The organism is Streptococcus sp. HMSC062H02 (assembly GCF_001813005.1).
Classification (GTDB): Bacteria; Bacillota; Bacilli; order Lactobacillales; family Streptococcaceae; genus Streptococcus; species Streptococcus oralis_S.
On the sequence record NZ_KV811100.1, the window covers coordinates 66,896 to 92,312 of the forward strand.

A 25,417-nucleotide genomic window follows, 5' to 3' on the forward strand; every position below is an offset into this window, starting at 1 on the left:
TAATACGTCATAAAACTTTTTATAACAAAGGCTAGCAAAGTTAAAGTTTTCTATCTATTGGGTTTAAAATAAAAAATGAAGGAATTATAATGAAAAAAAGTACGGTATTGTCATTAACTACTGCTGCAGTTATTTTAGCAGCATATGCCCCCAATGAGGTAATTTTAGCAGATGCACCTAGTTCTGAAGATGCTTTAAGAATTTCTGATAAAGAAAAAGTAGTAGCAGATAAAGAAACAGAAAACAATGAACAATCTGAAGAACTTCATAATGTTATAGAAACTTCAAAGGATACTGAAGAGAAGAAGACAACAGTTATTGAGGAAAAAGAAGTTGTTAGTAGAAAGTCTGAGATAGACAAAAAAACTAGTAACGAAGTAGAAAGTATCAAAGAAGACTCCAATCAATCCAAAGGAGATGATGCGAACTCATTTGTAAATAAAGATACAGAAAATCCGAAAAAAGAAGATAAACTTGTCTATATTGCTGAATTTAAAGATAAAGAATCTCGAGAAAAAGTAATTAAGGAACTATCAAATCTTAAGGATACAAAAGTTTTATATACCTATAATACGATTTTTAATGGCGCTGCCATTGAAACAACTCCAGAAAATTTGGACAAAATTAAACAAATAGAAGGTGTTTCGTCGGTTGAACGATCACAAAAAGTCCAACCAATGATGAATCATGCCAGAAAGGAAATTGGAGTTGAGGAAGCTATTGATTACCTAAAGTCTATTAATGCTCCATTTGGGAAAAATTTTGATGGTAGAGGTATGGTCATTTCAAATATCGATACTGGAACAGATTATAGGCATAAGGCTATGAGGATTGATGATGATGCCAAAGACTCAATGAAATTTAAAAAAGAAGACTTAAAAGGCACTGATAAAAATTATTGGTTGAGTGATAAAATCCCTCATGCGTTCAATTATTATAATGGTGGTAAAATCACTGTAGAAAAATATGATGATGGTAGGGATTATTTTGACCCACATGGGATGCATATTGCAGGGATTCTTGCTGGAAATGATACTGAAAAAGACATCAAGAACTTTAATGGCATAGATGGAATTGCGCCTAATGCACAAATTTTCTCTTATAAAATGTACTCTGACGCAGGATCTGGGTTTGCGGGTGATGAAACAATGTTTCATGCTATTGAAGATTCGATCAAACACAATGTCGATGTTGTTTCGGTATCATCTGGTTTTACAGGAACCGGTCTTGTAGGCGAGAAATATTGGGAGGCTATTAGAGCATTAAGAAAAGCAGGAATCCCAATGGTTGTTGCTACAGGTAACTTTGCGACTTCTGCTTCAAGTTCTTCTTGGGATTTAGTAGCAAATAATAATCTGAAAATGACAGATACTGGAAATGTAACACGAACTGCCGCACATGAAGATGCGATAGCGGTCGCTTCTGCTAAGAATCAAACCATTGAGTTTGATAAGGTTAACATTGGAGGACAAAGTTTTAAATACAGAAATATAGGGGCTTTTTTCGATAAAAATAAAATCCTAACAAATGAGGATGGGTCAAAAACTCCAAATACATTAAAATTTGTATATATAGGCAAAGGTCAAGACCAAGATTTGATAGGATTGGATCTTAAGGGCAAAATTGCAGTAATGGATAGAATTTATACCAAGGATTTAAAAGATGCTTTTAAAAGAGCTATGGATAAAGGCGCACGTGCCATTATGGTTGTAAATACTGTAAATTACTACAATAGAGATAATTGGACAGACCTTCCAGCTATGGGATATGAAGCGGATGAAGGGACTAAAAGTCAAGTATTTTCAATTTCAGGAGATGATGGTGTAAAATTATGGAACATGATTAACCCTGATAAAAAAACTGAAGTCAAAAGAAATAATAAGGAAGATTTTAAAGATAACTTAGAACAATACTATCCAATTGATATGGAAAGCTATAATTCTAATAAACCGAATGTAGGTGATGAAAAAGAAATTGACTTTAATTTTGCACCTGACACAGACAAAGAACTTTATAAAGAAGATATCATCGTTCCAGCAGGGTCTACATCTTGGGGGCCAAGAACAGATTTGCTTTTAAAACCGGATGTTTCAGCACCTGGTAAAAATATTAAATCTACTCTAAATGTTATCAATGGTAAATCTACTTATGGTTATATGTCAGGAACTAGCATGGCAACTCCAATCGTAGCAGCTTCTACTGTTTTGATTCGACCAAAATTAAAGGAATTGCTTGAAAGACCTGTCTTGAAAAATCTTAAGGGAGATGACAAAATAGACCTTACAAGTCTTACAAAAATAGCGCTACAAAATACTGCAGGACCTATGATGGACGCAACTTCTTGGAAAGAAAAAAGCCAATACTTTGCATCACCTAGACAGCAGGGAGCGGGGCTAATTAATGTTGCCAATGCTTTGAGAAATGAAGTCGTAGCGACTTTCAAAAACACGGATTCTAAAGGTTTGGTAAACTCTTATGGTTCCATTTCTCTTAAAGAAATAAAAGGTGATAAAAAATACTTTACAATCAAGCTTCACAATACCTCAAATAGACCTTTAACCTTTAAAGTTTCAGCATCAACTGTAACTACAGATGCTCTAACTGATAGGCTAAAACTCGATGAAACATATAAAGATGAAAAATCTCCGGACGGGAAGCAAATTGTTCCAGAAATTCACCCAGAAAAAGTCAAAGGAGCAAATATCACATTTGAGCATGACACTTTCACTATAGGTCCAAATTCCAGCTTTGATTTAAATGCGGTTATAAATGTTGGAGAGGCTAAAAACAAAAATAAATTTGTAGAATCATTTATTCATTTTGAGTCAGTGGAAGAAATGGAAGCTCTAAACTCCAACGGGAAGAAAACAAATTTCCAACCATCTCTATCGATGCCTCTAATGGGATTTGCTGGGAATTGGAACCACGAACCAATACTTGATAAATGGGCCTGGGAAGAAGGGTCAAAATCAAAAGCGATGGAAGGTTATGATGACGATGGTAAACCAAAAATTCCAGGTACCTTAAATAAGGGAATTGGTGGAGAACATGGTATAGATAAATTTAATCCAGCAGGAGTTATACAAAACAGAAAAGATAAAAATACAACATCCCTAGATCAAAATCCAGAATTATTTGCTTTCAATAACGAAGGAATCAACGCACCATCAACGAGTGGTTCTAATATTGCTAAAATTTATCCTTTAGATTCAAATGGAAATCCTCAAGATGCTCAACTTGAGAGAGGATTAACGCCTTCTCCACTTGTATTAAGAAGTGCAGAAGAAGGAGTGATTTCAATAGTAAATACAAATAAAGAAGGAGAAAATCAAATAGACTTAAAAGTCATTTCGAGAGAACACTTTATTAAAGGAATTTTAAACTCTAAAAGAAATGATGCAAAGGGCATTAAATCTTCTAAGCTAAAAGTTTGGGGTGACTTGAAATGGGATGGACTCATTTATAACCCAAGAGGTAGAGAAGAAAATGCCCCAGAAAGTAATGACAAAAAAGATCCTGCTACTAAGATACGAGGACAATTTGAACCGATTGCGGAAGGCCAATATTTCTATAAATTTAAATATAGATTAACCAAGGATTATCCATGGCAGGTTTCCTATATTCCTGTAAAAATTGATAACACACCTCCAAAGATTGTTTCAATTGATTTTTCAAACCCTGAAAAAATTAAGTTGATTACAAAGGATACTTATCACAAGGTCAAAGAGCAATACAAGAATGAAACGCTATTTGCGAGAGATCAAAAAGAACATCCTGAAAAATTTGACGAGATTGCCAACGAAGTTTGGTATGCTGGCGCCGCTCTTGTTAATGAAGATGGAGAGGTTGAGAAAAATCTTGAGGTCACTTATGCAGGTGAGGGTCAAGGAAGAAATAGGAAACTTGACAAAGACGGAAACACCATTTATGAAATTAAAGGTGCAGGAGATTTAAGGGGCAAAATCATTGAAGTGATTGCATTAGACGGTTCTAGCAATTTCACAAAGATTCATAGAATTAAATTTGCTGATCATGCTGATGAAAATGGGATGATTTCCTATTATCTAGTAGATCCTGATCAAGATTCATCTAAATACCAAAAGCTTGGCGAGATTTCCGAATCTAAATTTAAAAATTTAGAAAATAGAAAAGAGGATAGTCTTAAAAAAGATACAACGGAAGTAGAACATCATCAAGAAAATGAAGAGGCTACCGAAGAAAAATCTAGCTTGACTATTCATAAAACAATTTCAACAATTAGAGACTTTGAAAGCAAAGATTTAAAGAAACTCATTAAAAAGAAATTTAGAGAAGTTGATGACTTTACAAGTGAAACTGGTAAGAGAATAGAGGAATACGATTATAAATACGATGATAAGGGAAATATCATTGCATATGACGATGGTAGTGCCTTAGAATATGAAACTGAAAAACTTGATGAAATCAAATCAAAAATTTATGGCATTCTAAACCCGTCTAAAGATGGACACTTTGAAATTCTTGGAAAGATCAGTAATGTTTCTAAAAATGCCAAGGTATATTATGGCAATAATTATAAATCGATAGAAATCAAAACGACCAAGTATGATTCACATTCGAAAACGATGACATTTGATTTGTACGCTAATATTAATGATATTGTGGATGGATTAGCTTTTGCAGGAGATATGAGATTCTTTGTTAAAGATGATGATCAGATAAAAGCTGAAACTAAAATTAGAATGCCTGAAAAAAATAAGGAAACTAAAACAGAATATCCGTATGCATCAAGTTATGGGAATGTAATAGAATTAGGAGAAGGAGATCTTTCAAAAAATAAACCAAACAATTTAACGGAAATGGAATCTGGTAAAATCTATTCTGATTCAGAAAAACAACAATATCTATTAAAGGATAACATCATTCTAAGAAAAGGCTATGCACTAAAAGTGACTACCTATAATCCTGGAAAAACGGATATGTTAGAAGGGAATGGAGTTTATAGCCAGGAAGATATAGCAAAAATCCAAAAGGCCAATCCTAATCTAAGAGTCTTATCAGAAACAACAATTTATGCTGATAGTAGAAATGTTGAAGATGGAAGAAGTACTCAATCAGTATTAATGTCGGCTTTGGACGGCTTTAACATTGTAAGATATCAAGTGTTTACATTTAAAATGAATGATAAAGGGGAGGCAATCGATAAAGATGGCAATCTTGTAACAGATCCTTCTAAACTGGTATTATTTGGTAAGGATGGTAAAGAGTACACTGGAGAAGATAAGTCCAACGTCGAAGCTATAAAAGAAGATGGCTCTACGTTATTTATTGATGCAAAACCAGTAAATCTTTCAATGGACAAGAACTACTTTAATCCATCTAAAACTAATAAAATTTATGTACGAAATCCAGAATTCTATTTAAGAGGTAAGATTTCTGATAAGGGTGGTTTTAACTGGGAGTTGAGAGTTAATGAATCGGTTGTAGACAATTATTTAATCTACGGAGATTTACACATTGATAACACTAGAGGTTTTAACATTAAGCTTAATGTTAAAGACGGTGACATCATGGACTGGGGAATGAAAGACTATAAAGCAAACGGATTTCCAGATAAGGTAACAGATATGGATGGAAATGTTTATCTTCAAACTGGCTATAGCGATTTGAATGCAAAAGCAGTTGGAGTACACTATCAATTTTTATATGATAATGTAAAACCTGAAGTAAGCATTGATCCTAAAGGAAATACTAGTATCGAATATGCTAATGGAAAATCTGTAGTCTTTGACATCAATGATAAAAGAAATAATGGATTCGATGGTGAGATTCAAGAACAACATATTTATGTAAATGGAAAAGAATACAAATCATTTGATGATATTAAACAACTAACAGAAAAGACACTAAACATTAAGATTGTTGTAAAAGATTTTGCAAGAAATACAACCGTAAAAGAATTCATTTTAAACAAAGATACGGGAGAGGTAAGTGAACTAAATCCTCATACAGTAACTGTGACCATTCAAAATGGAAAAGAAATGAGTTCAACGATAGTGTCGGAAGAAGATTTTATGTTACCTGTCTATAAGGGTGAATTAGAAAAAGGATACCAATTTGATGGTTGGGAAATTTCTGGTTTCGAAGGGAAAAAAGACTCCGGCTATGTTATTAATCTATCAAAAGATACCTTTATAAAACCTGTATTCAAGAAAATAGAGGAGAAAAAGGAGGAGGAAAATAAACCTACTTTTGATGTATCGAAAAAGAAAGAAAAAACACAATCTAATTCAACTAATGATGTCAACAGTATTGTTTCTGATGAAAATGATAAAAACTTTGAAATTAACAAGAACGTTTATCTAAATGAACAAGGGAACTTAACTAATAAAAATACCAACATCAATAGTAAATCAACTAGTAACAATCCTAATGAGTTGCCAAAAACCGGAACAGCAAGCGGAGCCCAGACACTATTAGCTGCCGGAATCATGTTTATAGTAGGAGCTTTTCTTGGATTGAAGAAAAAAAATCAAGATTAAGACAAAAGCCATAGAAAAAATGGTTTATGTACTGAGATTAGATAGTGAGGTGATGACATAGTTTTGTGAAAATATTGATTTAGAAATATATTATTTAGATTTCTATAAAAATGGGAGATTTGAAAGAGATATATGTAAAAGCCTTGTTTCAGGACAGGCTTTTTCTAATGGAGATGGGTTCTGTTTAAAATCCATTTCTTTGGCTTATAAAAATATAAATACAAACGGTTGTTTATATTTTGTGGTATAATGTATTGTAATAAATACTTGTTTTGATACCAATCTAGAGATATTTTTATAGTTATTTATTCTAGAAATTTTTGCTTGGATTTTTTTTAAAAGTCATAAAAGTTCATGGATAGTAACGAATGAAGTATCGTAAGCTTGGCTGAATATCAATCCAAAAGGAGAAAATTATGAATAAGAAAGAATGGGTAAAACAATTTGAAGAGATCAATGGACCTAAGCGGTCTGAATCAAAGTCGGCTCCGAATAAAAATATAAAAATCTATATTGGCATAGCACTCTCTGTTTTAGTCACTCTCATCTTGGTAAGTATTTTCTCATATCTTCTGATTGGAAAGAAAGAGCCAAATCAAGCATCGTCTTCAGTTTCAACTAACGAGACAACAAGTCAATCGTCTACAAGCCAAGGAAAAACAGATGAAACTGATAAGGATAAACAAGAGGAAATTCAGAAACTCAAGGATCAACTGACTGCTTTAGATACCAAAATTACGGAAGCAGAAGCACTAGTTAGCAAGTTGAAGAAAGAAACTGCTGTTCTAAAACTAGATATTGAAGCAATCAAGAACAATGATTTGTCTAGTTTAGAAGGCACTTGGCGTAGTCAATCTGGCAATGAATACATTATTAATGATTCTGGAGAAGTAGATGCGACTTGGTTTACAAATGATCAAAAGTACGAATCTGTAGTTGGATTAAAGGTATCAAAAGGACAAGATAGTCGTAACTCTGAGACAGCGTCTATCAGTGCATGGGTAAAAGATTCTGTTGCTGGAGGATTTGTAGTAGTAGCTGTGCCAAGTGGTGTTGTTATGCAACCTGCTGATGATGGAAAGATTACGGATAAAAGTAATCATGCTGAGGAAAGACTTTTTTCTGGACAACAATATGAAGCGATGTTAATGAAACCAGAAGATGTTTATTATCGTGTGAAACCAGATGCCAGTAAACTTGATGAAGAGGAGAAGAATTTAGCTCAACTACAGGCTGAGCGTGAAGCAATCAAATCTTCTCTAGAATCTAAGGAAAAGAAAAACTAGATTGTATTCGTTCAAAAATACTGTTGCAATCGGCAGAATCAAGAAGCCTTAATTAGGCTTCTTTTTTTGTTGTCGGTAATATTCAACCACTTAGACTGAGATAGAGACCAGATAGGCAAAAGGGCTTGTTCTTGAAAAATTCCTCTGCTATAATGGTTCATGTAAGGGACATGAGGGGTCAGTATCAGACAACTCAAGTCAATAAAAAAGAAAATGGAGACATAAAAATGAAAAAATTATTGGGACTTGTATTTTTAGTAGCAGCAGCGCTAGTATTGTATTTCGGTTCTGTTGGTTGGCCAAGTTTGGATGTCAACCTCTGGTCACTGATTCCGGTAGGATTGTTCCTCTATTTCACTCTAGAAAATCTTTTGAAAAAAGACTATAAGGCTAGTCTGATGTGTTTGATTATTGCCTTTATCATTGCAAATGCTATTTTGGATCTCTTGCCAATTTCAAGTGGTTTGGTGATTGGTGCCGGTGTGTTAGCTTGTGTAGGCATTGGCTATCTCTTTCCTGATAAAGATAAAAAAGAAGACAAATAGAAAAGTCTCGAGGTTTCTCGAGACTTTATTTTTATTTACCAGCGTAATATTTTTGAATTCCTTTCACAATGCCTGCGACCAGTTTATCTTGGTAGCGACTATCTCTGATTTGTTGGCTTTCAGTGAAATTATCCATATAACCAAGTTCAAGGAGGACGGCTGGTTTGGCTGTTTCGCGTAGGACGGCAAAACTTCTTTCTAACTGACCAGCATCCTTAGCCCCTGTTTCGGCTAAGAGAGAGGAGTGGATAGCAGCAGCGAGGCGCTTACTTTCACTAATGCGATCAGGATGGTTGTGCCAGTATTTATTAATCTTACTTGGGTAATCAGGTTCATCGCTATAGGAGTAGGTTTGAATACCGCTTGCTTTTGAGTAGGTATTACCAGTAACGTTGAAGTGAATACTGATAAAAATATCAGAGTTGGTCTTATTAACCATACGAGAACGTTCGGTAACAAAATCAACGTCAATATCACTATCACGAGAAGTGAGGACCTTGTAGCCTAGTTCTTCTAACTTAGTACGAAGCTTACGATAGATTTGCATATTGAGATCTTTTTCAGCGACATTGTAGTAAAAGGCACCTGAATCTCGACCACCATGCCCAGGATCTAGGAAAATGGTATTGCTGTATAGGCCTTTTGTAAATCCACCTTCAGTTGAAACTTCAGAAATCCATTGGCCGTATTTTTGGAACAGGTGTTCCTTACCGTCTATCTTGTAAGTTCCTGAAACATAATGTCCATTATCATCTAGGTAGTAGCGTGCTTTGTCAGAGTTATCGTAAATCCATTCGCTCTTTGCCATGTAACCGCCTGACTTGAGGTAGTATGCTCCAATCCACTCCTGATTTGCATAACGACCATCCGCTTTTAGATAGAACCAGCTCTTGTAGGCTTTATCGAAGATCCACTCATTCTCCGCCATGGCTCCACTGGTTTTAAGGTAGTAGCTTTCTTTCCATTTGTCTGCTAGCATTCCACCATTCTGGTCAAATGAGTACCAGGAACCCTGAATCTTTTGCCAGTTTTGTTGGACATATCTACCTGACCCGTTCGCATAGAACCAAGTATCCTTGATTTTGACCCAGTTGTTTTCTGCCATAGCTCCGCTCTGGTTAAAGAGGTAGCCCTTGAAGGTTGTCGCACTCAGCATTCCACCGTCTTTGTCAAAGTAATACCAAGAACCGTTGATTTTCTCCCATTTGTCCTGCAAAATTTTTCCGGAAGGAGCGACATAGTACCAAATTTGGTCTAATTTAGTCCAACCCTTTTCTGCCATAGCTCCGCTTTTTGTGAGAAGATAGCCGTCAACGGAGGTGTTGCTGAGCATGCTTCCAGTTTGATCAAAATAGTACCAAGAGCCGTTAATTTTTTTCCAGGTGTTCTGAATTAGTCGTCCAGAGGAATTAGCATAATACCATTGGTTGTCCAATTTGGTCCAACTATTTTCTATCATGACACCATCTTGATCAAAGGCATAGCCTTTGTAGATAGTAGAATGAAGACGATTTCCATCTTGATCGAAGTAGTACCATTTTCCTTGGATTTGTTTCCAATTCAAAGCAGGCTTATCATCTTGGTAAAAGCGCCAGTTTTGATTTTCTTGGTACCACCCTTCTTTTTTAGGCTTGTCTTCTTGTACATCTACTTTCGGAAGAGTTTCTGATTTAGAGTTTTCCTCAACACTCGATTCTTTCTTTTCTTCTTTGGCAATTGCTTCCTTGACAGCAGATGTGGATTGAGTTGTGTTTTCTTCTGCTGATATTGATGCTTGTGGCAATCCTGTGATAGAGAGTGCGATGGTACTTACTAATATTAACTTTTTCAACATTTTTCTCCAATTTTTATTTTCCAAAACATATTATAAAATATGTTTTAGAGTTGTTCAACTATCGAATTGAACTTCTTCTACTAAGTATTCGATAAAGCGTTCGCCCATCTTAGACAGGCTGGTTTTTTCATGTTGGATATAGACCAGTTCAATCGGGTCGTCAATGTCCAGCGGAATGGAAACGATATTATCTCCGTTGAGGTTGCTGTTCAAAATCCCTGTTGCAATGGTGTAACCATCCAAACCAATCAAGAGGTTAAAGAGGGTGGCACGGTCACTGACTACGATGGATTTCTTGTGGTGCTCTTGTGAAAGAATCTCCTCTGAAAAGTAGAAGGAGTTGTGCGTCCCCTGGTCGTAACTGAGGTAAGGAAAATCTTCTAAATCAGCCAGTTTGACCTTGTCTTTTTTAGCTAGAGGATTGGTCTTGCTAACAAAGATATGGGGTTGAGCGGTAAAGAGGTGGTGGGCTAAGAGGTGATTGTCATCGAGCATTTTCGTTAAAACATCGCGGTTGTAGCTGTTTAAAAAGAGGACACCGACCTCGCTACGGAAGTTCTTGACGTCATCGATAATCTCCCAAGTCCGAGTTTCACGAAGGAAGAGCTCGTATTTCTCCATATCACTTTTTTTGAGCAGAGAGACAAAGGCATTGACTACAAAGGCATAGTGCTGAGAGGAAACGCTGAAAAGTTCGCGGTGGGCGACAGGATTTTTATAGCGTTCCTCCAGAAGCTGCGTTTGCTCGACAACTTGGCGAGCGTAGGAGAGAAACTCCATCCCATCACGGGTTAAGGTAATGCCCTTGGGATTGCGGATAAAGATTTCAATGCCCATTTCATTTTCCAAGTCTCGAACAGCATTAGAGAGACTGGGTTGGGTGATAAAGAGCTGCTTAGCTGCCTCATTCATAGAGCCAGTTTCGACGATTTTGATAATATAGTGTAGTTGTTGAATTCTCATGTTTTTATTGTACCATACTTGCGGAAGAATGGGCAATGAAGACGAAGAAAATAGGGGGAAAGAGCTGGTCCAGTATTGAAAAAAAGTCTAGAATCTGCTAAAATGGAAGCTATGAAAACATTCTATGATGTGCAGCAATTTCTCAAACAATTTGGCATTATTGTTTACATGGGGAAGCGTTTGTATGATATTGAACTGATGAAGCTCGAACTCTCTCGGATCTATGATGCAGGTCTGATGGACAAGCTAGACTATCTAGAGGCGGAAGCTGTTCTTCGTAGAGAGCACAAGATAGAATTAGACTACATAGAGAAAAATGGAGATAAGAACTTATGACAATTTGGATTGTTTGGGGAATCGTATTAGCGATGGTGGCATGGATGGGGTATAACTACCTTCGTATTCGTCGTGCGGCTAAGATTGTGGATAATGCGGAATTTGAAGACTTGATTCGGAAAGGGCAATTGATTGACGTCCGTGAACCAGCAGAATTTCACAGAAAACATATCCTCGGAGCTCGCAATATTCCTTCAAATCAGTTGAAGTCAAGCCTTGCAGCCCTTCGTAAGGATAAACCTGTCCTTCTCTACGAAAACCAACGCGGACAACGAGTGACCAATGCCGCACTTTATTTGAAAAAACAAGGTTTTTCTGAGATTTATATCCTTTCTTATGGATTGGATTCTTGGAAAGGGAAGATCAAGACAAGCTAACATTCTGTAAAAACTGTCGAATGAGTGATAAAGCTAGCATTTTATGGTATCATCATTTATATTAAATTTAAGGAGATTTTGTAATATGAATTCACAACAAAAGAAAAAACCTTCACTTATTTTAGGTATCTTATCTATCGTCCTTGGTTTGCTATCTCCAATAGTGGGTCTGATTTTGGGGATTATAGGATTGGTCTTGGCTTTTTCATACCAAAAAGAATCTGGACTGGACTATAAAACAGAAAAAATTCTCAATATCGTAGGACTTGTAGTTTCTGTTCTTAACTGGATTCTAGCAATCGCAATAGTTTTTAGATAAGCAAAAAAGAAAAAAGCTTTAAACATAAAGCTTTTTTCTTTTATCCACTTTTTTCTAAATAGTTTTTAATGATTTCCAATTCCTCTGGATTCAAGGGACGGTATTGCCCTTCTGCTAGTTCTGGGTTTAATGTAAAGTCACCGAATTGGACGCGTTTTAGGGCAGTCACCTTGACACCAACTGAGAGGAACATTTTTTTAACCTGATGAAATTTTCCTTCTGAGATGGTGATGGAGGCCCGGCTCTCTGTTGGGCTTGAGGACAGAATTTCGAGCTGAGCAGGTTTACAAGTGGTCCCGTCTAAAAAGACAATCCCATCTTTGAATTTTTGGATATGTTCTGGTGTGAGCAGTCCGTTGACCACCACTTGATAGGATTTATCGACATGGTACTGGGGATGAAGGAGCTGAAAACCAAGAGGTCCATTGTCTGTCAGAAGGAGCAGTCCCGTCGTGTCACGGTCTAATCTGCCGACAGCATAGAGCTGGTCAGACTGGATGTCAGGTGGAAGGAGGTCCATGACGGTTGGTAGGTCCTTATCCTGACTGGCTGTCACCACTCTACCTGGTTTATGAAGCATGAGGTAGGTGTGCTTGTATCCTTGGATTTGTCGTCCTTGAAAAACTAGTTTCTGCAATCCAGTATCGACATTTTGAGCGAGGGAGTTGGCTGGACAATCATCTACTAGGATTTCTTTTTTCAGGAGTGCCTGTTTCATAGCCTTGCGACTGATCATTTCTTGGGCTAATAATCTATCTAAACGCATACCAGCTTATCTTATCATAAGTCTCTGACTTTGAAAAGAGTTGCCTTGACTAGAAAAGTAGAGTGAAAACATTTACACTTAGCTGAACTGTGATTTTTGAATGAGACTGTGGTATAATTGTTCAGTTAGAAATAAAAATTTAAAATATTAGAGGAAATCATGACAAAATTAAGAGAAGATATCCGTAACATTGCGATTATCGCCCACGTTGACCACGGTAAAACAACCCTCGTTGACGAATTATTGAAACAATCTGAAACTCTTGATGCACGTACTGAATTGGCAGAGCGTGCTATGGACTCAAACGATATCGAAAAAGAGCGTGGAATTACCATCCTTGCTAAGAATACAGCCGTTGCTTACAATGGAACTCGTATCAATATCATGGACACACCAGGACACGCGGACTTCGGTGGAGAAGTTGAGCGTATCATGAAAATGGTTGACGGTGTTGTCTTGGTCGTAGATGCCTACGAAGGAACCATGCCACAGACTCGTTTCGTATTGAAAAAAGCCTTGGAACAAGACCTTGTTCCAATCGTGGTTGTCAACAAAATCGACAAACCTTCAGCTCGTCCAGCAGAAGTAGTGGACGAAGTCTTGGAACTCTTCATCGAGCTTGGTGCAGATGATGACCAGCTTGATTTCCCAGTTGTTTATGCTTCAGCGATTAACGGAACATCTTCCTTGTCAGATGATCCAGCTGATCAAGAAAAAACAATGGCGCCAATCTTTGACACCATTATCGATCATATCCCAGCTCCAGTAGACAACTCAGATGAGCCTTTGCAGTTCCAAGTGTCACTTTTGGACTACAATGACTTCGTAGGTCGTATCGGTATCGGTCGTGTCTTCCGTGGTAGTGTGAAAGTTGGGGACCAAGTTACCCTTTCTAAACTAGATGGTACAACGAAGAACTTCCGTGTTACAAAACTCTTTGGTTTCTTTGGTTTGGAACGTCGTGAAATCCAAGAAGCAAAAGCAGGTGACTTGATTGCCGTTTCAGGTATGGAAGATATCTTTGTTGGTGAGACGATTACACCGACAGATGCAGTTGAGCCTCTTCCAATCCTACACATCGATGAGCCAACTCTTCAAATGACCTTCTTGGTCAACAACTCACCATTTGCTGGTAAAGAAGGTAAATGGGTGACTTCTCGTAAGGTGGAAGAACGCTTGCAAGCAGAATTGCAAACAGACGTTTCCCTTCGTGTTGACCCAACGGACTCACCAGATAAATGGACTGTTTCAGGACGTGGAGAATTGCACTTGTCAATCCTGATCGAAACCATGCGTCGTGAGGGTTATGAGCTTCAAGTATCTCGTCCAGAAGTTATCGTAAAAGAAATCGACGGTGTTAAATGTGAGCCATTTGAACGTGTTCAAATCGATACTCCAGAAGAATACCAAGGTTCTGTTATCCAAAGCCTTTCTGAACGTAAGGGTGAAATGTTGGATATGATTTCAACCGGTAATGGTCAAACTCGTTTGGTCTTCCTTGTTCCAGCGCGTGGTTTGATTGGATACTCAACTGAGTTCTTGTCAATGACTCGTGGTTACGGTATCATGAACCATACCTTTGACCAATACTTGCCATTGATTCCAGGTGAAATTGGGGGACGTCATCGTGGTGCCCTTGTTTCCATCGATGCTGGTAAGGCAACAACCTATTCAATCATGTCTATCGAAGAACGTGGAACCATCTTTGTCAACCCAGGTACTGAGGTTTACGAAGGAATGATCATCGGTGAAAACTCTCGTGAGAACGACTTGACAGTTAACATCACTAAGGCCAAACAAATGACCAACGTTCGTTCTGCAACCAAGGACCAAACAGCTGTTATCAAGACACCACGTATCTTGACACTTGAAGAGTCTCTTGAGTTCTTGAATGACGATGAGTACATGGAAGTAACGCCTGAGTCTATCCGTTTGCGTAAACAAATCCTTAACAAGGCAGAGCGTGAGAAAGCCAACAAGAAGAAAAAATCAGCTGAATAAGAGCTAGAAAGAGATAAAGATGATCTATTTAATCATAGGGATACTCTTATTACTACTCTATGTATTTGCGACACCTCAAAGTATTAAAGGAACAGTCAACATCGTTATCTTGGTCTTTGTAGTTGTTGCACTCTTGATTTTGCTGATGTTGTCCATCTTGCAAATCTTCCAATTACCGACAGAATTCTTTGTCACAATCGCCATGCTGGCCCTAGCCTACTTTAGCTTGAGAGACATTACGCTCATGTCTGTAAAAAAGAGCAGAAGAAGATAAATAGAAAGAGAGCTATGGCTCTCTTTTTCTATGCTAGAATGAAGGCTAGAGCATTTTCGTTTAGTATTATTTCCATAAAAATGGTAAAATAGTAGGAGTAGAAATGGAGTTTGAGACATGAAAGTAATCGATCAATTTAAAAATAAGAAAGTTCTTGTTTTAGGTTTGGCTAAGTCTGGTGAGTCTGCGGCCCGTTTGTTGGACAAGCTAGGAGCTATTGTGACAGTAAATGACGGCAAGCCTTTTGAGGAAAATCCAGCTGCACAAAGCCTACTGGAAGATGGAATCAAGGTTGTCACTGGTGGGCATCCTTTGGAGCTCTTGGATGAAGATTTCGCTCTGATGGTGAAAAATCCAGGTATCCCGTATAGCAATCCCATGATTGAAAAGGCATTGGCAAAGGGGATTCCAGTCTTGACTGAGGTGGAATTGGCTTATTTGATTTCGGAAGCACCAATTATCGGTATCACTGGTTCAAATGGGAAAACCACTACAACGACGATGATTGGGGAAGTTTTGACTGCTGCTGGTCAACGCGGTCTCTTGTCAGGGAACATCGGCTATCCTGCTAGTCAAGTGGCTCAAACTGCAACAGCCAAGGACACGCTCGTCATGGAACTTTCTTCTTTCCAACTGATGGGTGTCCAAGAATTCCATCCTGAGATTGCGGTTATTACCAACCTCATGCCAACTCATATCGACTATCATGGTTCTTTTGAAGAGTATGTGGCAGCTAAGTGGAATATCCAGAACAAGATGACAGCGGATGATTTCCTTGTATTGAACTTTAACCAAGACTTGGCAAAAGAATTGGCTACTAAAACACAAGCCACTGTTGTTCCATTTTCAACACTTAAAAAGGTTGATGGAGCCTATCTTGCAGATGGTCAACTCTATTTCCGTGGCGAAGTGGTCATGGCAGCTAGTGAAATCGGTGTTCCAGGTAGCCACAATGTAGAAAATGCCCTTGCGACTATTGCTGTAGCCAAGCTCCGTGGCGTGGACAATCAAACCATCAAGGAAACTCTATCAGCCTTTGGAGGTGTCAAACACCGTCTCCAATTTGTGGATGAAATTCAGGGTGTCAAATTCTATAACGATAGCAAGTCAACCAATATCTTGGCTACTCAAAAAGCCTTGTCAGGATTTGACAATAGTAAGGTTATCTTAATCGCAGGTGGTTTGGACCGCGGCAATGAGTTTGACGAATTGGTGCCAGATATTACTGGGCTCAAGAAGATGGTTATCCTCGGTCAATCTGCAGAACGTGTCAAACTGGCAGCGGATAAGGCTGGTGTGGCTTATGTAGATGCGACAGATATTGCTGATGCGACCCGCAAGGCTTATGAGCTCGCGACTCAAGGAGATGTGGTTCTCCTCAGTCCTGCCAATGCTAGCTGGGATATGTATGCTAACTTTGAAGTACGTGGCGACCTCTTTATCAACACAGTAGCGGAGTTAAAGGAATAATATGAAAAAAATTGTCTTTACAGGTGGGGGGACGGTTGGACACGTCACCCTCAACCTTTTGTTAATGCCTAAGTTCATCGAAGACGGCTGGGAAGTCCACTATATCGGGGATAAACACGGAATCGAACACCAAGAAATTCTCAAGTCAGGCTTGAATGTGACCTTTCACTCCATTGCGACTGGGAAGTTGCGTCGTTATTTCTCTTGGCAAAATATGCTGGACGTGTTTAAAGTTGGTTGGGGAATTGTCCAATCCCTCTTTATCATGTTACGACTGCGTCCACAGGCTCTTTTTTCAAAAGGAGGATTTGTCTCTGTACCGCCGGTTATCGCAGCGCGAGTGTCAGGAGTGCCTGTCTTTATTCACGAATCGGACCTGTCTATGGGCTTGGCCAATAAAATTGCCTATAAATTCGCAACTAAGATGTACTCAACCTTTGAGCAGCCTGTTAGTCTTGCAAAAGTTGAGCATGTGGGAGCAGTGACCAAGGTAACAGGCCAAGAGGCGCCAGAACCAGACGAATTGGTGAATATCCAAACCCACTTTAATCCTAAATTGCCAACGGTATTGTTTGTTGGTGGTTCTGCAGGAGCTCGTGTATTTAACCAATTGGTGACTGATCATAAGCAAGAACTGACAGAGCGCTACAATATTATCAATCTCACTGGAGATTCTAGCCTCAATGAGTTGAGTCAAAATCTCTTTCGTGTTGATTATGTGACGGATCTCTATCAACCCTTGATGGAGATGGCAGATGTGGTGGTGACGCGTGGCGGTGCCAATACGATTTTCGAACTCTTGGCCATGGCAAAACTCCATCTCATCGTACCATTGGGTCGTGAAGCAAGTCGAGGAGACCAGATTGAAAATGCAGCCTATTTTGTTAAGAAAGGCTATGCAGAAGAACTTCAAGAAAGTGACTTGACCTTGGAAAGTTTGGAGGAGAAACTCAGTCACTTGCTTAGTCACAAAGATCAATACCAAGCTAGCATGAAGGCTTCGACTGAATTGAAATCTCTTGCAGATTTTTACGATCTATTAAGAAAAGACCTAGCATAAGGAATATCAATGTCAAAGGATAAGAAAAAAGAATCAAACCCCAAGCAAGAATTGTCTGAATGGCAGAAACGAAACCAGGAATACCTGAAGAAGAAGGCTGAGGAAGAAGCTGCCCTAGCTGAAGAGAAGGAAAAGGAAAAACAAGCTCGTAAGGAGGCCAACTCGAAACTACTGGAGGAATCCAAGAAATCATCGAGTGAGTTAGATGAGGAAGCCTCAAGTCCAAGCAATGAACCATCCGAAAAAGAAGAAAAATCTCAAAAGGATGCCCCTAAAGTCAAAGAGGAAAAAGAGAAGAAGAAAAAAGAAAAACCCAAAAAACCAGAGAAACCAGCCAAGCCTAAAATTGCGCCTGTTCATATTTGGCGAGCTGTGAGTATCTTGGTACCCAGTGTCCTGGTCCTTCTTCTTTCAGTCTATCTATTGACTCCACTTTCGACCATCAAAAATATCGAGGTTAAGGGAAATAGTAACACGCAGGCAGATGACATCAAACAGGCTTCTGGGATTCAAGATAGCGACTATACTTTAGCTCTATTGTTGGATAAGGAAACATACGCTGAGCGAATCAAGTCCAATCATTGGATAGAATCAGCGAAGATTAACTATCAATTTCCGACTAACTTTACGATTGAGGTCAAGGAATTCGATATTGTCGGTTATTATGTGTCTGGTGAAGAACATTATCCTATTCTGTCTAGTGGTACAGTAGAGTCAACTCCTGTTGATCGCTTAAACTTGCCTGAGACTTATCTGACAGTTACCTTTAACGATGAGCAGCAGGTGAAAAAGCTGATAACAGGATTGTCTACCATCAGTGAGGATATCAAGAGTCAAATCCAGAAAATCGAATTAGCGCCAAGCAAGGCAACAGCAGATCTTTTAAAAATTACTATGCTGGATACAGATGAGGTTTTGGTTCCCTTGTCAGAATTGAGCAAGAAATTGCCTTATTACAGCAAAATCAAGCCACAATTGTCTGAACCAAGTGTAGTCGATATGGAAGCTGGAGTATACAGTTATACTATAGCGGATAAATTGATAGAAGAGGCTGAGGAAAAAGCCAAACAAGAGGCCAAGGAAGCTGAGAAGAAAAAACAGGAAGAAGAAAAGAAAAAACAAGAAGAACAAGGAAATCAAAGCCAAACGAGCCAGCAATCACAGAGTCGTTAAACTAACTTTTTCTCTTGATTTTGAATGGTATAGAAGTCCAGTTTCGAGTTTTTGCTTGACAAGTCCTACTATAAATAATAGAATAGAAAAAAACCTTTAAAGCAGTCCAGAGAGGCAGCTAAGGTTAGACGGTGAAAGGGTGGAGACTACCCATTTTTCGTGGAACCTTGCTGTTGGCAGGTTCCTTTTTTCATGCTCTCTAGCTTACAAAGGTAAAAGGAGAAAGGTATGCGTGAACATCGTCCAGTTATTGCTCTTGATTTTCCTAGTTTTGAGGCGGTCAAGGAATTTTTATCTCTTTTCCCAGCAGAAGAAAGTCTTTATTTAAAAGTGGGAATGGAGCTTTATTATGCGGAAGGTCCAGAAGTTGTCCGTTATTTGAAGTCACTAGGGCATAGTGTCTTTTTGGACCTCAAGCTACATGATATTCCCAATACAGTCAAATCTGCTATGAAAGTCTTATCTCAGCTTGGTGTGGACATGACCAACGTTCATGCTGCTGGTGGTGTGGAGATGATGAAGGCTGCGCGTGAAGGTCTTGGAAAAGAAGCAAAATTGATTGCTGTGACCCAGCTTACCTCAACGTCGGAAAGCCAGATGCAGGACTTTCAAAATATCCAAACCACTCTGCAAGAGTCTGTGATTCACTATGCCAAGAAGACAGCTGAAGCTGGTTTAGATGGTGTGGTTTGCTCAGCTCAGGAAGTGCAACTCATCAAGCAGGCGACCAATCCAGATTTTATCTGTTTGACACCGGGAATTCGTCCGGCGGGAGCTGCGGTAGGAGACCAAAAACGCGTCATGACGCCAGCGGATGCTTATCAAATCGGTAGTGACTATATCGTAGTAGGACGTCCCATTACCCAAGCTGAGGATCCTGTTGCAGCTTATCATGCCATCAAGGGTGAATGGAACCAAGACTGAAATGAAAGAAATAGATTATAAAACAAAAGGAGAATAATATGACACTTGCTAAAGATATCGCTAGCCACCTCTTGAAAATTCAGGCAGTTTACCTTAAACCAGAAGAGCCTTTCACTTGGGCATCTGGTATCAAATCGCCGATTTATACTGACAACCGTGTGACGCTTGCCTATCCAGAAACTCGTAGCTTGATTGAAAATGGTTTTGTGGAAGCTATTAAAGCAGAATTTCCAGAAGTAGAAGTGATTGCAGGAACAGCGACAGCAGGGATTCCACACGGAGCTATCATCGCCGACAAGATGAACTTGCCTTTTGCCTACATCCGCAGCAAACCAAAAGACCACGGAGCTGGTAACCAAATCGAAGGTCGTGTGGCTCAGGGGCAAAAGATGGTTGTTGTTGAAGACCTCATTTCAACGGGAGGGTCTGTTCTTGAAGCCGTAGCAGCTGCTAAACGCGAAGGAGCCGATGTGCTTGGAGTTGTAGCGATTTTCAGTTATCAATTGCCGAAAGCCGATAAGAATTTTGCGGATGCTGATGTGAAATTGGTGACACTTTCTAACTACAGCGAACTCATCCACCTAGCCCAAGAAGAAGGTTACATTACGCCAGAAGGACTCGACCTCCTAAAACGCTTTAAAGAAGACCAAGAAAATTGGCAAAATGCCTAAAACATAGAAAATCAGGTAGTCACTAGGATTACCTGATTTTGTTTTTAATACTAAAGTTGAGCGATAACTTCCTCAGTTGTCAAAACTTGGTTGGCAATGTAGCCGTAGTTTGTTAGTGCAGCTTGGTAGGCTTCTTCACCTGGAGCACCGACAGCATCGTTAACAACAATGACATTGTAGCCTAATTCTATGAGTTCACGCATGTGTGAATCCACGCAGAGATTAGCATTCATACCAGCCAAGATGACGGTGTCGATACCATTTTTGCGGAGTTGAAGGTTAAGGTCGTTGCTTTCTGGGCCAAAGATTTTATGTCCGTTGACAACAATAGTATCTTCATCCAAAAATGGTTTAATCTCTTCAATCATATCTGCTCCAGAGCCTTCTGGAATTGCTGAATACTGGCTATCACGCCAAAACATTTCGTTTTCAATCATCATCGTTTCACCAGCAGCTTTAAATTGCCACTTGTGATCGTGTGGATAGAAGTAGTGCGGTGAGATAAAACGCTTGTAGCCACGCTCTTTAGCAAGAGCGAAAAGCTTTGTCAGATTTTCAATAGTATTAACTTTTTCAAGAACATCTTTAGTTGCTCCGAATCCTTTACCAGTAGATTTTAAGAATTCAACTTGCGGGTCTGTGATAACAAATGCGACATTTTTCTGATTGAACATGAGGTTCCTCCTAATATGATTTGATTAACAGCCAATAGGAATTTAGACTGTTAGTTTGATGATTTTCCAAATGGTAGTTTTAGTTACATACTGACCGTTCGGTACAATTATAATAACATCTAGAATTGAATTTGTAAATCAATTTGCTCAGAACAAAAATTTTAATGATAAAACAGTGGCAAAAGGAGGTGATTTCAATGGTTTGGTCCCAGACTCTGAATATGCTATAATAGTAAAAAAGAGAGGTGAGCAGATGAGCGTTAAAGAGCGTATTTTACAAAGTGCTGAGGAATTGATTTATCAGAAGGGTTATGATGCCACCTCCATCAGTGACATCATGGAGGTGGCTGATGTTGGCAAGGGGCAGCTTTATTATTATTTCAAATCTAAGAAGGAAATTGGTTTGACGGTCATTCAAGATATTTTAGCAAAGTGGCGAAAAGAGCTTTTTGAAGATATTTTTGAAGCAGACAAGTCTTACAGTGACAAGTTTTCGGATATGATTGACTGGGTTTGTCAATTTCATGAAAGTCAGACAGTCTTTTATGGTTGCCCAATTGGTAATCTGATTGTGGAATTGTCCACAGAAGATGAGAACTTCCGCTGTCCTCTCAATGATTTTATGACCCAGTGGACAGAGAAGTTAGCCAGCCTCTTGCAAGACCTGCATGCTGACTGGTCAGAAGAGCGGGCGCAGTTGCAGGCCCGTCAAGTCATCTCCAGTATTCAAGGCAGCATTGTCATTCTCAAAGTCAGCCAAGACATCCAAGTTTTGGAAAATAATATGACGGATTTGAAAAAGAATTATTGTTAATTTTTAGCCGAAGAATTAAAAGTATGTTAATTTATGGATTGTGGTTAGAGGTAAGAATGACAACAGATATTAAAACTGAAATTGGTCATAGAGTAAGACAGAAACGTGAACGTCACAAATTGACGAGAGAAGAGGTCTGTGGACAGAAGCTGACTTAATAATCAAACAGCTGATGCGTACTGAGCTTGGGCAATCCTTGCCAACAATTACTAAGTTACAATATTTATCTAAGCGATTAGAAGTTCCGATAGATACTTTTCTTGAAAATAAAGAACTAGCTCTTCCTAAGGAAGAGTTGCTGAGTCTAGACTTGATTGAAAGAATATTAGACTTGATAAGAACAGGGACAGGTAGTTTCGCTGAAGATATTTTTGATGATTATTTTAAGCAAGTAACACTAAAGCAAGTTTACACATTCAATGATTTACTATTAATTGATTATTTTGCTATGCAATGTCAAGACTTGATTTATAGAAGAGAGCATTAGATGATTTTCGGATTAAGTTGTTGAAACAGCAATTAGTTAGTGATGAAATGTATAATGTAGAGCTACTATCAGTTCTTTGTGCCATAGCGGTTGTTTATGTTGTTCATAATGACTATAAACATATGATATCTCTAGTAAAAAAGATGAATGAAATTTTATCAGTAACAACGTTGCAAGTCTATAAACCTGGAATTTCAGTATTTGAAGCTAAGTGCTATCTTTATTTTGAAAATGATAAAAATAAAGCAAAGGAACTTTATCACTCAGCAACTATACTAGCTGAACAATTTGATGATAAAGTATTAGAAAATGAAAAGATTATTTGAATTTCCATAACTTAAGAAAGTTCATCATTTTTAATTATCGCTGTAAAATGATTGAAAGTATGAAATTTCCAAACAAAATATTTGAAAAATTTTGAAAAAAGAGTTAGAATATTTTTTGTAATATACAAAGTAAACGCTTACTTATCAAGGAGGACATTTTATGTCATACAAAACAAGCAATGCAGAAGGTCATGTAGATTTCATCAATACCTATGATTTGGAGCCAATGGCGCAACAAGTCATTCCTAAAGCTGCCTTTGGTTATATCGCTAGTGGAGCAGAGGATACTTTCACTTTACGCGAGAACATCCGTGCCTTTAACCACAAACTCATCGTTCCTCATACGCTTTGTGATGTTGAAAATCCAAGTACAGAGATTGAATTTGCAGGTGAAAAATTATCTTCACCAATTATTATGGCACCTGTTGCGGCTCATAAATTGGCAAATGAGCAGGGGGAAGTAGCTACTGCGCGTGGTGTGCATGAATTTGGTTCTCTTTATACAACCAGCTCTTACTCTACCGTTGACCTTCCAGAAATTACGGAAGCTCTTCAAGGGACACCTCATTGGTTCCAATTTTACTTTAGTAAGGATGACGGGATTAATCGCCATATCATGGACCGTGTGAAGGCTGAAGGCTACAAAGCGATTGTCTTGACGGCAGATGCAACTGTAGGGGGGAATCGTGAGGTCGATAAGCGCAATGGTTTTGTCTTCCCAGTTGGTATGCCAATTGTTGAAGAATATCTGCCAGAAGGTGCTGGAAAATCAATGGACTTTGTTTACAAGTCAGCTAAACAACGCTTGTCTCCACGCGATGTCGAATTTATCGCTGAATATTCTGGTCTTCCTGTCTATGTCAAGGGACCACAATGCCGTGAGGACGTTGAACGTTCGCTTGCTGCGGGAGCTTCAGGTATCTGGGTAACCAACCACGGTGGCCGCCAAATTGACGGTGGGCCAGCTGCCTTTGACTCACTTCAAGAAGTAGCAGAAGCAGTTGATAAACGTGTGCCAATTGTCTTTGACTCTGGTGTTCGTCGCGGTCAACACGTCTTTAAAGCCTTGGCTTCAGGAGCAGACTTGGTAGCCATTGGTCGCCCTGTGATCTATGGTTTGGCTCTCGGTGGTAGTGTTGGTGTGCGTCAAGTCTTTGAGCACTTGAATGCAGAATTGAAGACAGTCATGCAGTTATCTGGAACTCAGACTATTGAGGATGTCAAACACTTCAAACTCCGTCACAACCCATACAATCCAACCTTCCCAGTTGACCCTCGTGACTTAAAATTGTATTGATAAAGAAGACGGCCTCCACCTTATGTGGAGGTTTTTCTTCGTGTATAGAAAGATTAAATCGTTATTAGAAACTATATAAATATATTTTCCAGTCAAATATCTTGCTAGGACTTTCATTTTCTGTTATACTGGTCCAGTAATAAAATAATAAAGACATTTGGGGTGCCTTAGGCTGAGATGATACCCATTGAACCTGATACAGTTAATACTGGCGAAGGGAAATGTGAAAAGGTTTTTTTCGTATGTCGAAAAGAACTGTCTAATCTTGTAAGTCAACTCTAATTCTTGATTGTAATTGGAGTTTTTTTGTTTATACAAACTGGATAGGCTTGTTTAGGTAGCTCTCTGCAAATGCCCTCGATGTTCTTTAAAAGTATCAAGTGGAATTACGATTTTGCTTGGTATCTCTTGATATTTTATTGATTACTAAGGAGTAAAGAAAGGAAAAATAAATATGGAAACACAAGACTATGCATTTCAGCCAGGTTTGACCGTTGGAGAATTATTAAAAAGTAGTCAGAAGGATTGGCAGGCTGCAATCAATCATCGTTTTGTTAAGGAACTTTTTGCGGGGACAATTGAGAATAAGGTCTTAAAAGACTACCTGATTCAAGATTATCACTTCTTTGATGCCTTCTTATCCATGCTGGGTGCCTGTGTAGCTCATGCAGACCAGCTTGAATCCAAACTTCGTTTTGCCAAGAAACTGGGCTTTCTTGAAGCAGATGAAGATGGTTATTTCCAAAAGGCTTTCAAAGAGTTAAAGGTAGCAGAGCATGACTATCTAGAAGTGAACTTGCACCCTGTAACAAAAGCGTTTCAGGATCTAATGTATTCTGCTGTGGCTTCATCAGACTATGCTCATCTTTTGGTCATGCTGGTCATTGCAGAAGGTCTCTATTTAGACTGGGGTTCTAAAGATTTGGCACTACCTGAAGCCTATATTCATTCGGAATGGATCAATCTACATAGAGGTCCTTTCTTTGCAGAGTGGGTTCAATTTCTAGTTGATGAACTTAATCGTGTCGGGAAAAACCGAGAAGATTTGACAGAACTTCAGAAACGCTGGAATCAAGCAGTTGCTTTAGAATTAACCTTTTTTGATATCGGTTATGAATTATAGGACAGATGCAATCCTTTGATGTAGATTAAAAGAATGAACAAACAAACTATATAAATATATTTTCCGGTCAAATATCTTGCTAGGGCTTTCAAATTCTGTTATACTGATCCAGTAATTAAATAATAAAGACATTTGGGGTGCTTTAGGCTGAGATGATACCCATTGAACCTGATACA

At 38.6% G+C, this 25,417-nt stretch carries 22 protein-coding genes and 1 riboswitch; of the genes, 18 read left to right on the forward strand and 4 right to left on the reverse strand.

Translation table 11 applies throughout. The features are described from left to right. Positions 1-89: 89 nt before the first annotated feature. From HMPREF2885_RS02320 to HMPREF2885_RS02330, 3 genes are all read left to right on the forward strand, one after another. Positions 90-6,521, forward strand: a complete 6,432-nt coding sequence (locus HMPREF2885_RS02320; protein WP_070656957.1) for a S8 family peptidase — start codon at positions 90-92, stop codon at positions 6,519-6,521. 416 nt (positions 6,522-6,937) lie between these two features. Then, the gene (locus HMPREF2885_RS02325) at positions 6,938-7,807 is read left to right on the forward strand and encodes a DUF6287 domain-containing protein (RefSeq protein WP_070656958.1); all 870 of its coding nucleotides are present in this window, start codon (positions 6,938-6,940) and stop codon (positions 7,805-7,807) included. Positions 7,808-8,034: 227 nt separating this feature from the next. Further along, entirely contained in the window at positions 8,035-8,352 is a 318-nt protein-coding gene (locus HMPREF2885_RS02330) for a hypothetical protein (RefSeq protein WP_033583511.1), read from the forward strand. A 31-nt stretch (positions 8,353-8,383) separates the two neighbouring features. Here the strand turns inward: HMPREF2885_RS02330 and HMPREF2885_RS02335 are convergent, their stop codons facing one another. Together HMPREF2885_RS02335 and HMPREF2885_RS02340 are read right to left on the reverse strand one after the other, a co-directional pair. Further along, entirely contained in the window at positions 8,384-10,186 is a 1,803-nt protein-coding gene (locus HMPREF2885_RS02335) for an N-acetylmuramoyl-L-alanine amidase (RefSeq protein WP_398578105.1), read from the reverse strand. Between the two features lie 54 nt (positions 10,187-10,240). Further along, a complete protein-coding gene (locus HMPREF2885_RS02340) occupies positions 10,241-11,149 on the reverse strand; it encodes a LysR family transcriptional regulator (protein ID WP_001222586.1) in 909 nt (302 codons plus the stop codon). A gap of 102 nt (positions 11,150-11,251) precedes the next feature. Between HMPREF2885_RS02340 and HMPREF2885_RS02345 the strand changes: the two genes are divergently transcribed. The 3 genes from HMPREF2885_RS02345 to HMPREF2885_RS02355 all read left to right on the forward strand — a co-directional run bounded on the left by HMPREF2885_RS02345 (position 11,252) and on the right by HMPREF2885_RS02355 (position 12,181). Next, entirely contained in the window at positions 11,252-11,485 is a 234-nt protein-coding gene (locus HMPREF2885_RS02345; protein WP_044135604.1) for a YqgQ family protein, read from the forward strand. Then, positions 11,482-11,862, forward strand: a complete 381-nt coding sequence (locus tag HMPREF2885_RS02350; RefSeq protein WP_000158124.1) for a rhodanese-like domain-containing protein — start codon at positions 11,482-11,484, stop codon at positions 11,860-11,862. Before HMPREF2885_RS02345 ends, HMPREF2885_RS02350 begins: the two co-directional genes overlap by 4 nt. A gap of 85 nt (positions 11,863-11,947) precedes the next feature. Beyond that, positions 11,948-12,181 (forward strand): hypothetical protein, encoded by a 234-nt coding sequence (locus HMPREF2885_RS02355; RefSeq protein WP_001088138.1) that lies wholly within the window; start codon positions 11,948-11,950, stop codon positions 12,179-12,181. 40 nt (positions 12,182-12,221) lie between these two features. On the opposite strand, the gene HMPREF2885_RS02360 is transcribed toward HMPREF2885_RS02355, so the two are convergent. Continuing rightward, entirely contained in the window at positions 12,222-12,947 is a 726-nt protein-coding gene (locus tag HMPREF2885_RS02360; protein ID WP_001235082.1) for a 16S rRNA pseudouridine(516) synthase, read from the reverse strand. 159 nt (positions 12,948-13,106) lie between these two features. Here HMPREF2885_RS02360 and typA point away from each other — a divergent pair, with 159 nt between their 5' ends. The 7 genes from typA to pyrE all read left to right on the forward strand — a co-directional run bounded on the left by typA (position 13,107) and on the right by pyrE (position 20,520). Beyond that, a complete protein-coding gene (typA, locus tag HMPREF2885_RS02365; RefSeq protein WP_000164119.1) occupies positions 13,107-14,948 on the forward strand; it encodes a translational GTPase TypA in 1,842 nt (613 codons plus the stop codon). 19 nt (positions 14,949-14,967) lie between these two features. Then, positions 14,968-15,222 (forward strand): DUF3165 family protein, encoded by a 255-nt coding sequence (locus tag HMPREF2885_RS02370; protein WP_000639708.1) that lies wholly within the window; start codon positions 14,968-14,970, stop codon positions 15,220-15,222. Between the two features lie 117 nt (positions 15,223-15,339). Beyond that, complete coding sequence (gene murD, locus HMPREF2885_RS02375; protein ID WP_000863064.1) at positions 15,340-16,692, forward strand: UDP-N-acetylmuramoyl-L-alanine--D-glutamate ligase; 1,353 nt, start codon at positions 15,340-15,342, stop codon at positions 16,690-16,692. Between the two features lies 1 nt (position 16,693). Continuing rightward, the gene (locus HMPREF2885_RS02380) at positions 16,694-17,752 is read left to right on the forward strand and encodes a UDP-N-acetylglucosamine--N-acetylmuramyl-(pentapeptide) pyrophosphoryl-undecaprenol N-acetylglucosamine transferase (RefSeq protein ID WP_000724804.1); all 1,059 of its coding nucleotides are present in this window, start codon (positions 16,694-16,696) and stop codon (positions 17,750-17,752) included. A gap of 9 nt (positions 17,753-17,761) precedes the next feature. Then, positions 17,762-18,925, forward strand: coding sequence for a cell division protein FtsQ/DivIB (locus HMPREF2885_RS02385; protein ID WP_070656959.1), 1,164 nt, complete (start codon positions 17,762-17,764; stop codon positions 18,923-18,925). A 228-nt stretch (positions 18,926-19,153) separates the two neighbouring features. Beyond that, positions 19,154-19,849, forward strand: a complete 696-nt coding sequence (gene pyrF, locus HMPREF2885_RS02390; protein WP_070656960.1) for an orotidine-5'-phosphate decarboxylase — start codon at positions 19,154-19,156, stop codon at positions 19,847-19,849. Positions 19,850-19,887: 38 nt separating this feature from the next. After that, positions 19,888-20,520, forward strand: coding sequence for an orotate phosphoribosyltransferase (pyrE, locus tag HMPREF2885_RS02395; RefSeq protein ID WP_000170887.1), 633 nt, complete (start codon positions 19,888-19,890; stop codon positions 20,518-20,520). Between the two features lie 50 nt (positions 20,521-20,570). Here pyrE and HMPREF2885_RS02400 read toward each other — a convergent pair whose 3' ends face one another. After that, positions 20,571-21,194 (reverse strand): cysteine hydrolase family protein, encoded by a 624-nt coding sequence (locus tag HMPREF2885_RS02400; RefSeq protein ID WP_000483067.1) that lies wholly within the window; start codon positions 21,192-21,194, stop codon positions 20,571-20,573. Positions 21,195-21,447: 253 nt separating this feature from the next. On the opposite strand from HMPREF2885_RS02400, the gene HMPREF2885_RS02405 reads away from it, so the two are divergent. The 5 genes from HMPREF2885_RS02405 (at position 21,448) to HMPREF2885_RS02425 (ending at position 25,241) form a co-directional block, all read left to right on the forward strand. After that, on the forward strand, positions 21,448-22,008 hold the full coding sequence (locus HMPREF2885_RS02405) for a TetR/AcrR family transcriptional regulator (RefSeq protein ID WP_000111605.1): 561 nt from the start codon (positions 21,448-21,450) through the stop codon (positions 22,006-22,008). A gap of 172 nt (positions 22,009-22,180) precedes the next feature. Further along, positions 22,181-22,495 (forward strand): hypothetical protein, encoded by a 315-nt coding sequence (locus tag HMPREF2885_RS02410; RefSeq protein WP_002877595.1) that lies wholly within the window; start codon positions 22,181-22,183, stop codon positions 22,493-22,495. Positions 22,496-22,515: 20 nt separating this feature from the next. Next, positions 22,516-22,821: a hypothetical protein gene (locus HMPREF2885_RS10130; protein ID WP_165442212.1), complete on the forward strand. Its 306-nt coding sequence runs from the start codon at positions 22,516-22,518 to the stop codon at positions 22,819-22,821. Positions 22,822-22,981: 160 nt separating this feature from the next. Further along, positions 22,982-24,118: an L-lactate oxidase gene (gene lctO, locus HMPREF2885_RS02420; RefSeq protein WP_000120716.1), complete on the forward strand. Its 1,137-nt coding sequence runs from the start codon at positions 22,982-22,984 to the stop codon at positions 24,116-24,118. 148 nt (positions 24,119-24,266) lie between these two features. Continuing rightward, positions 24,267-24,355: riboswitch (TPP riboswitch) on the forward strand. A gap of 217 nt (positions 24,356-24,572) precedes the next feature. Next, on the forward strand, positions 24,573-25,241 hold the full coding sequence (locus tag HMPREF2885_RS02425; protein WP_070656961.1) for a TenA family protein: 669 nt from the start codon (positions 24,573-24,575) through the stop codon (positions 25,239-25,241). The last annotated feature ends 176 nt before the right edge of the window (positions 25,242-25,417 follow it).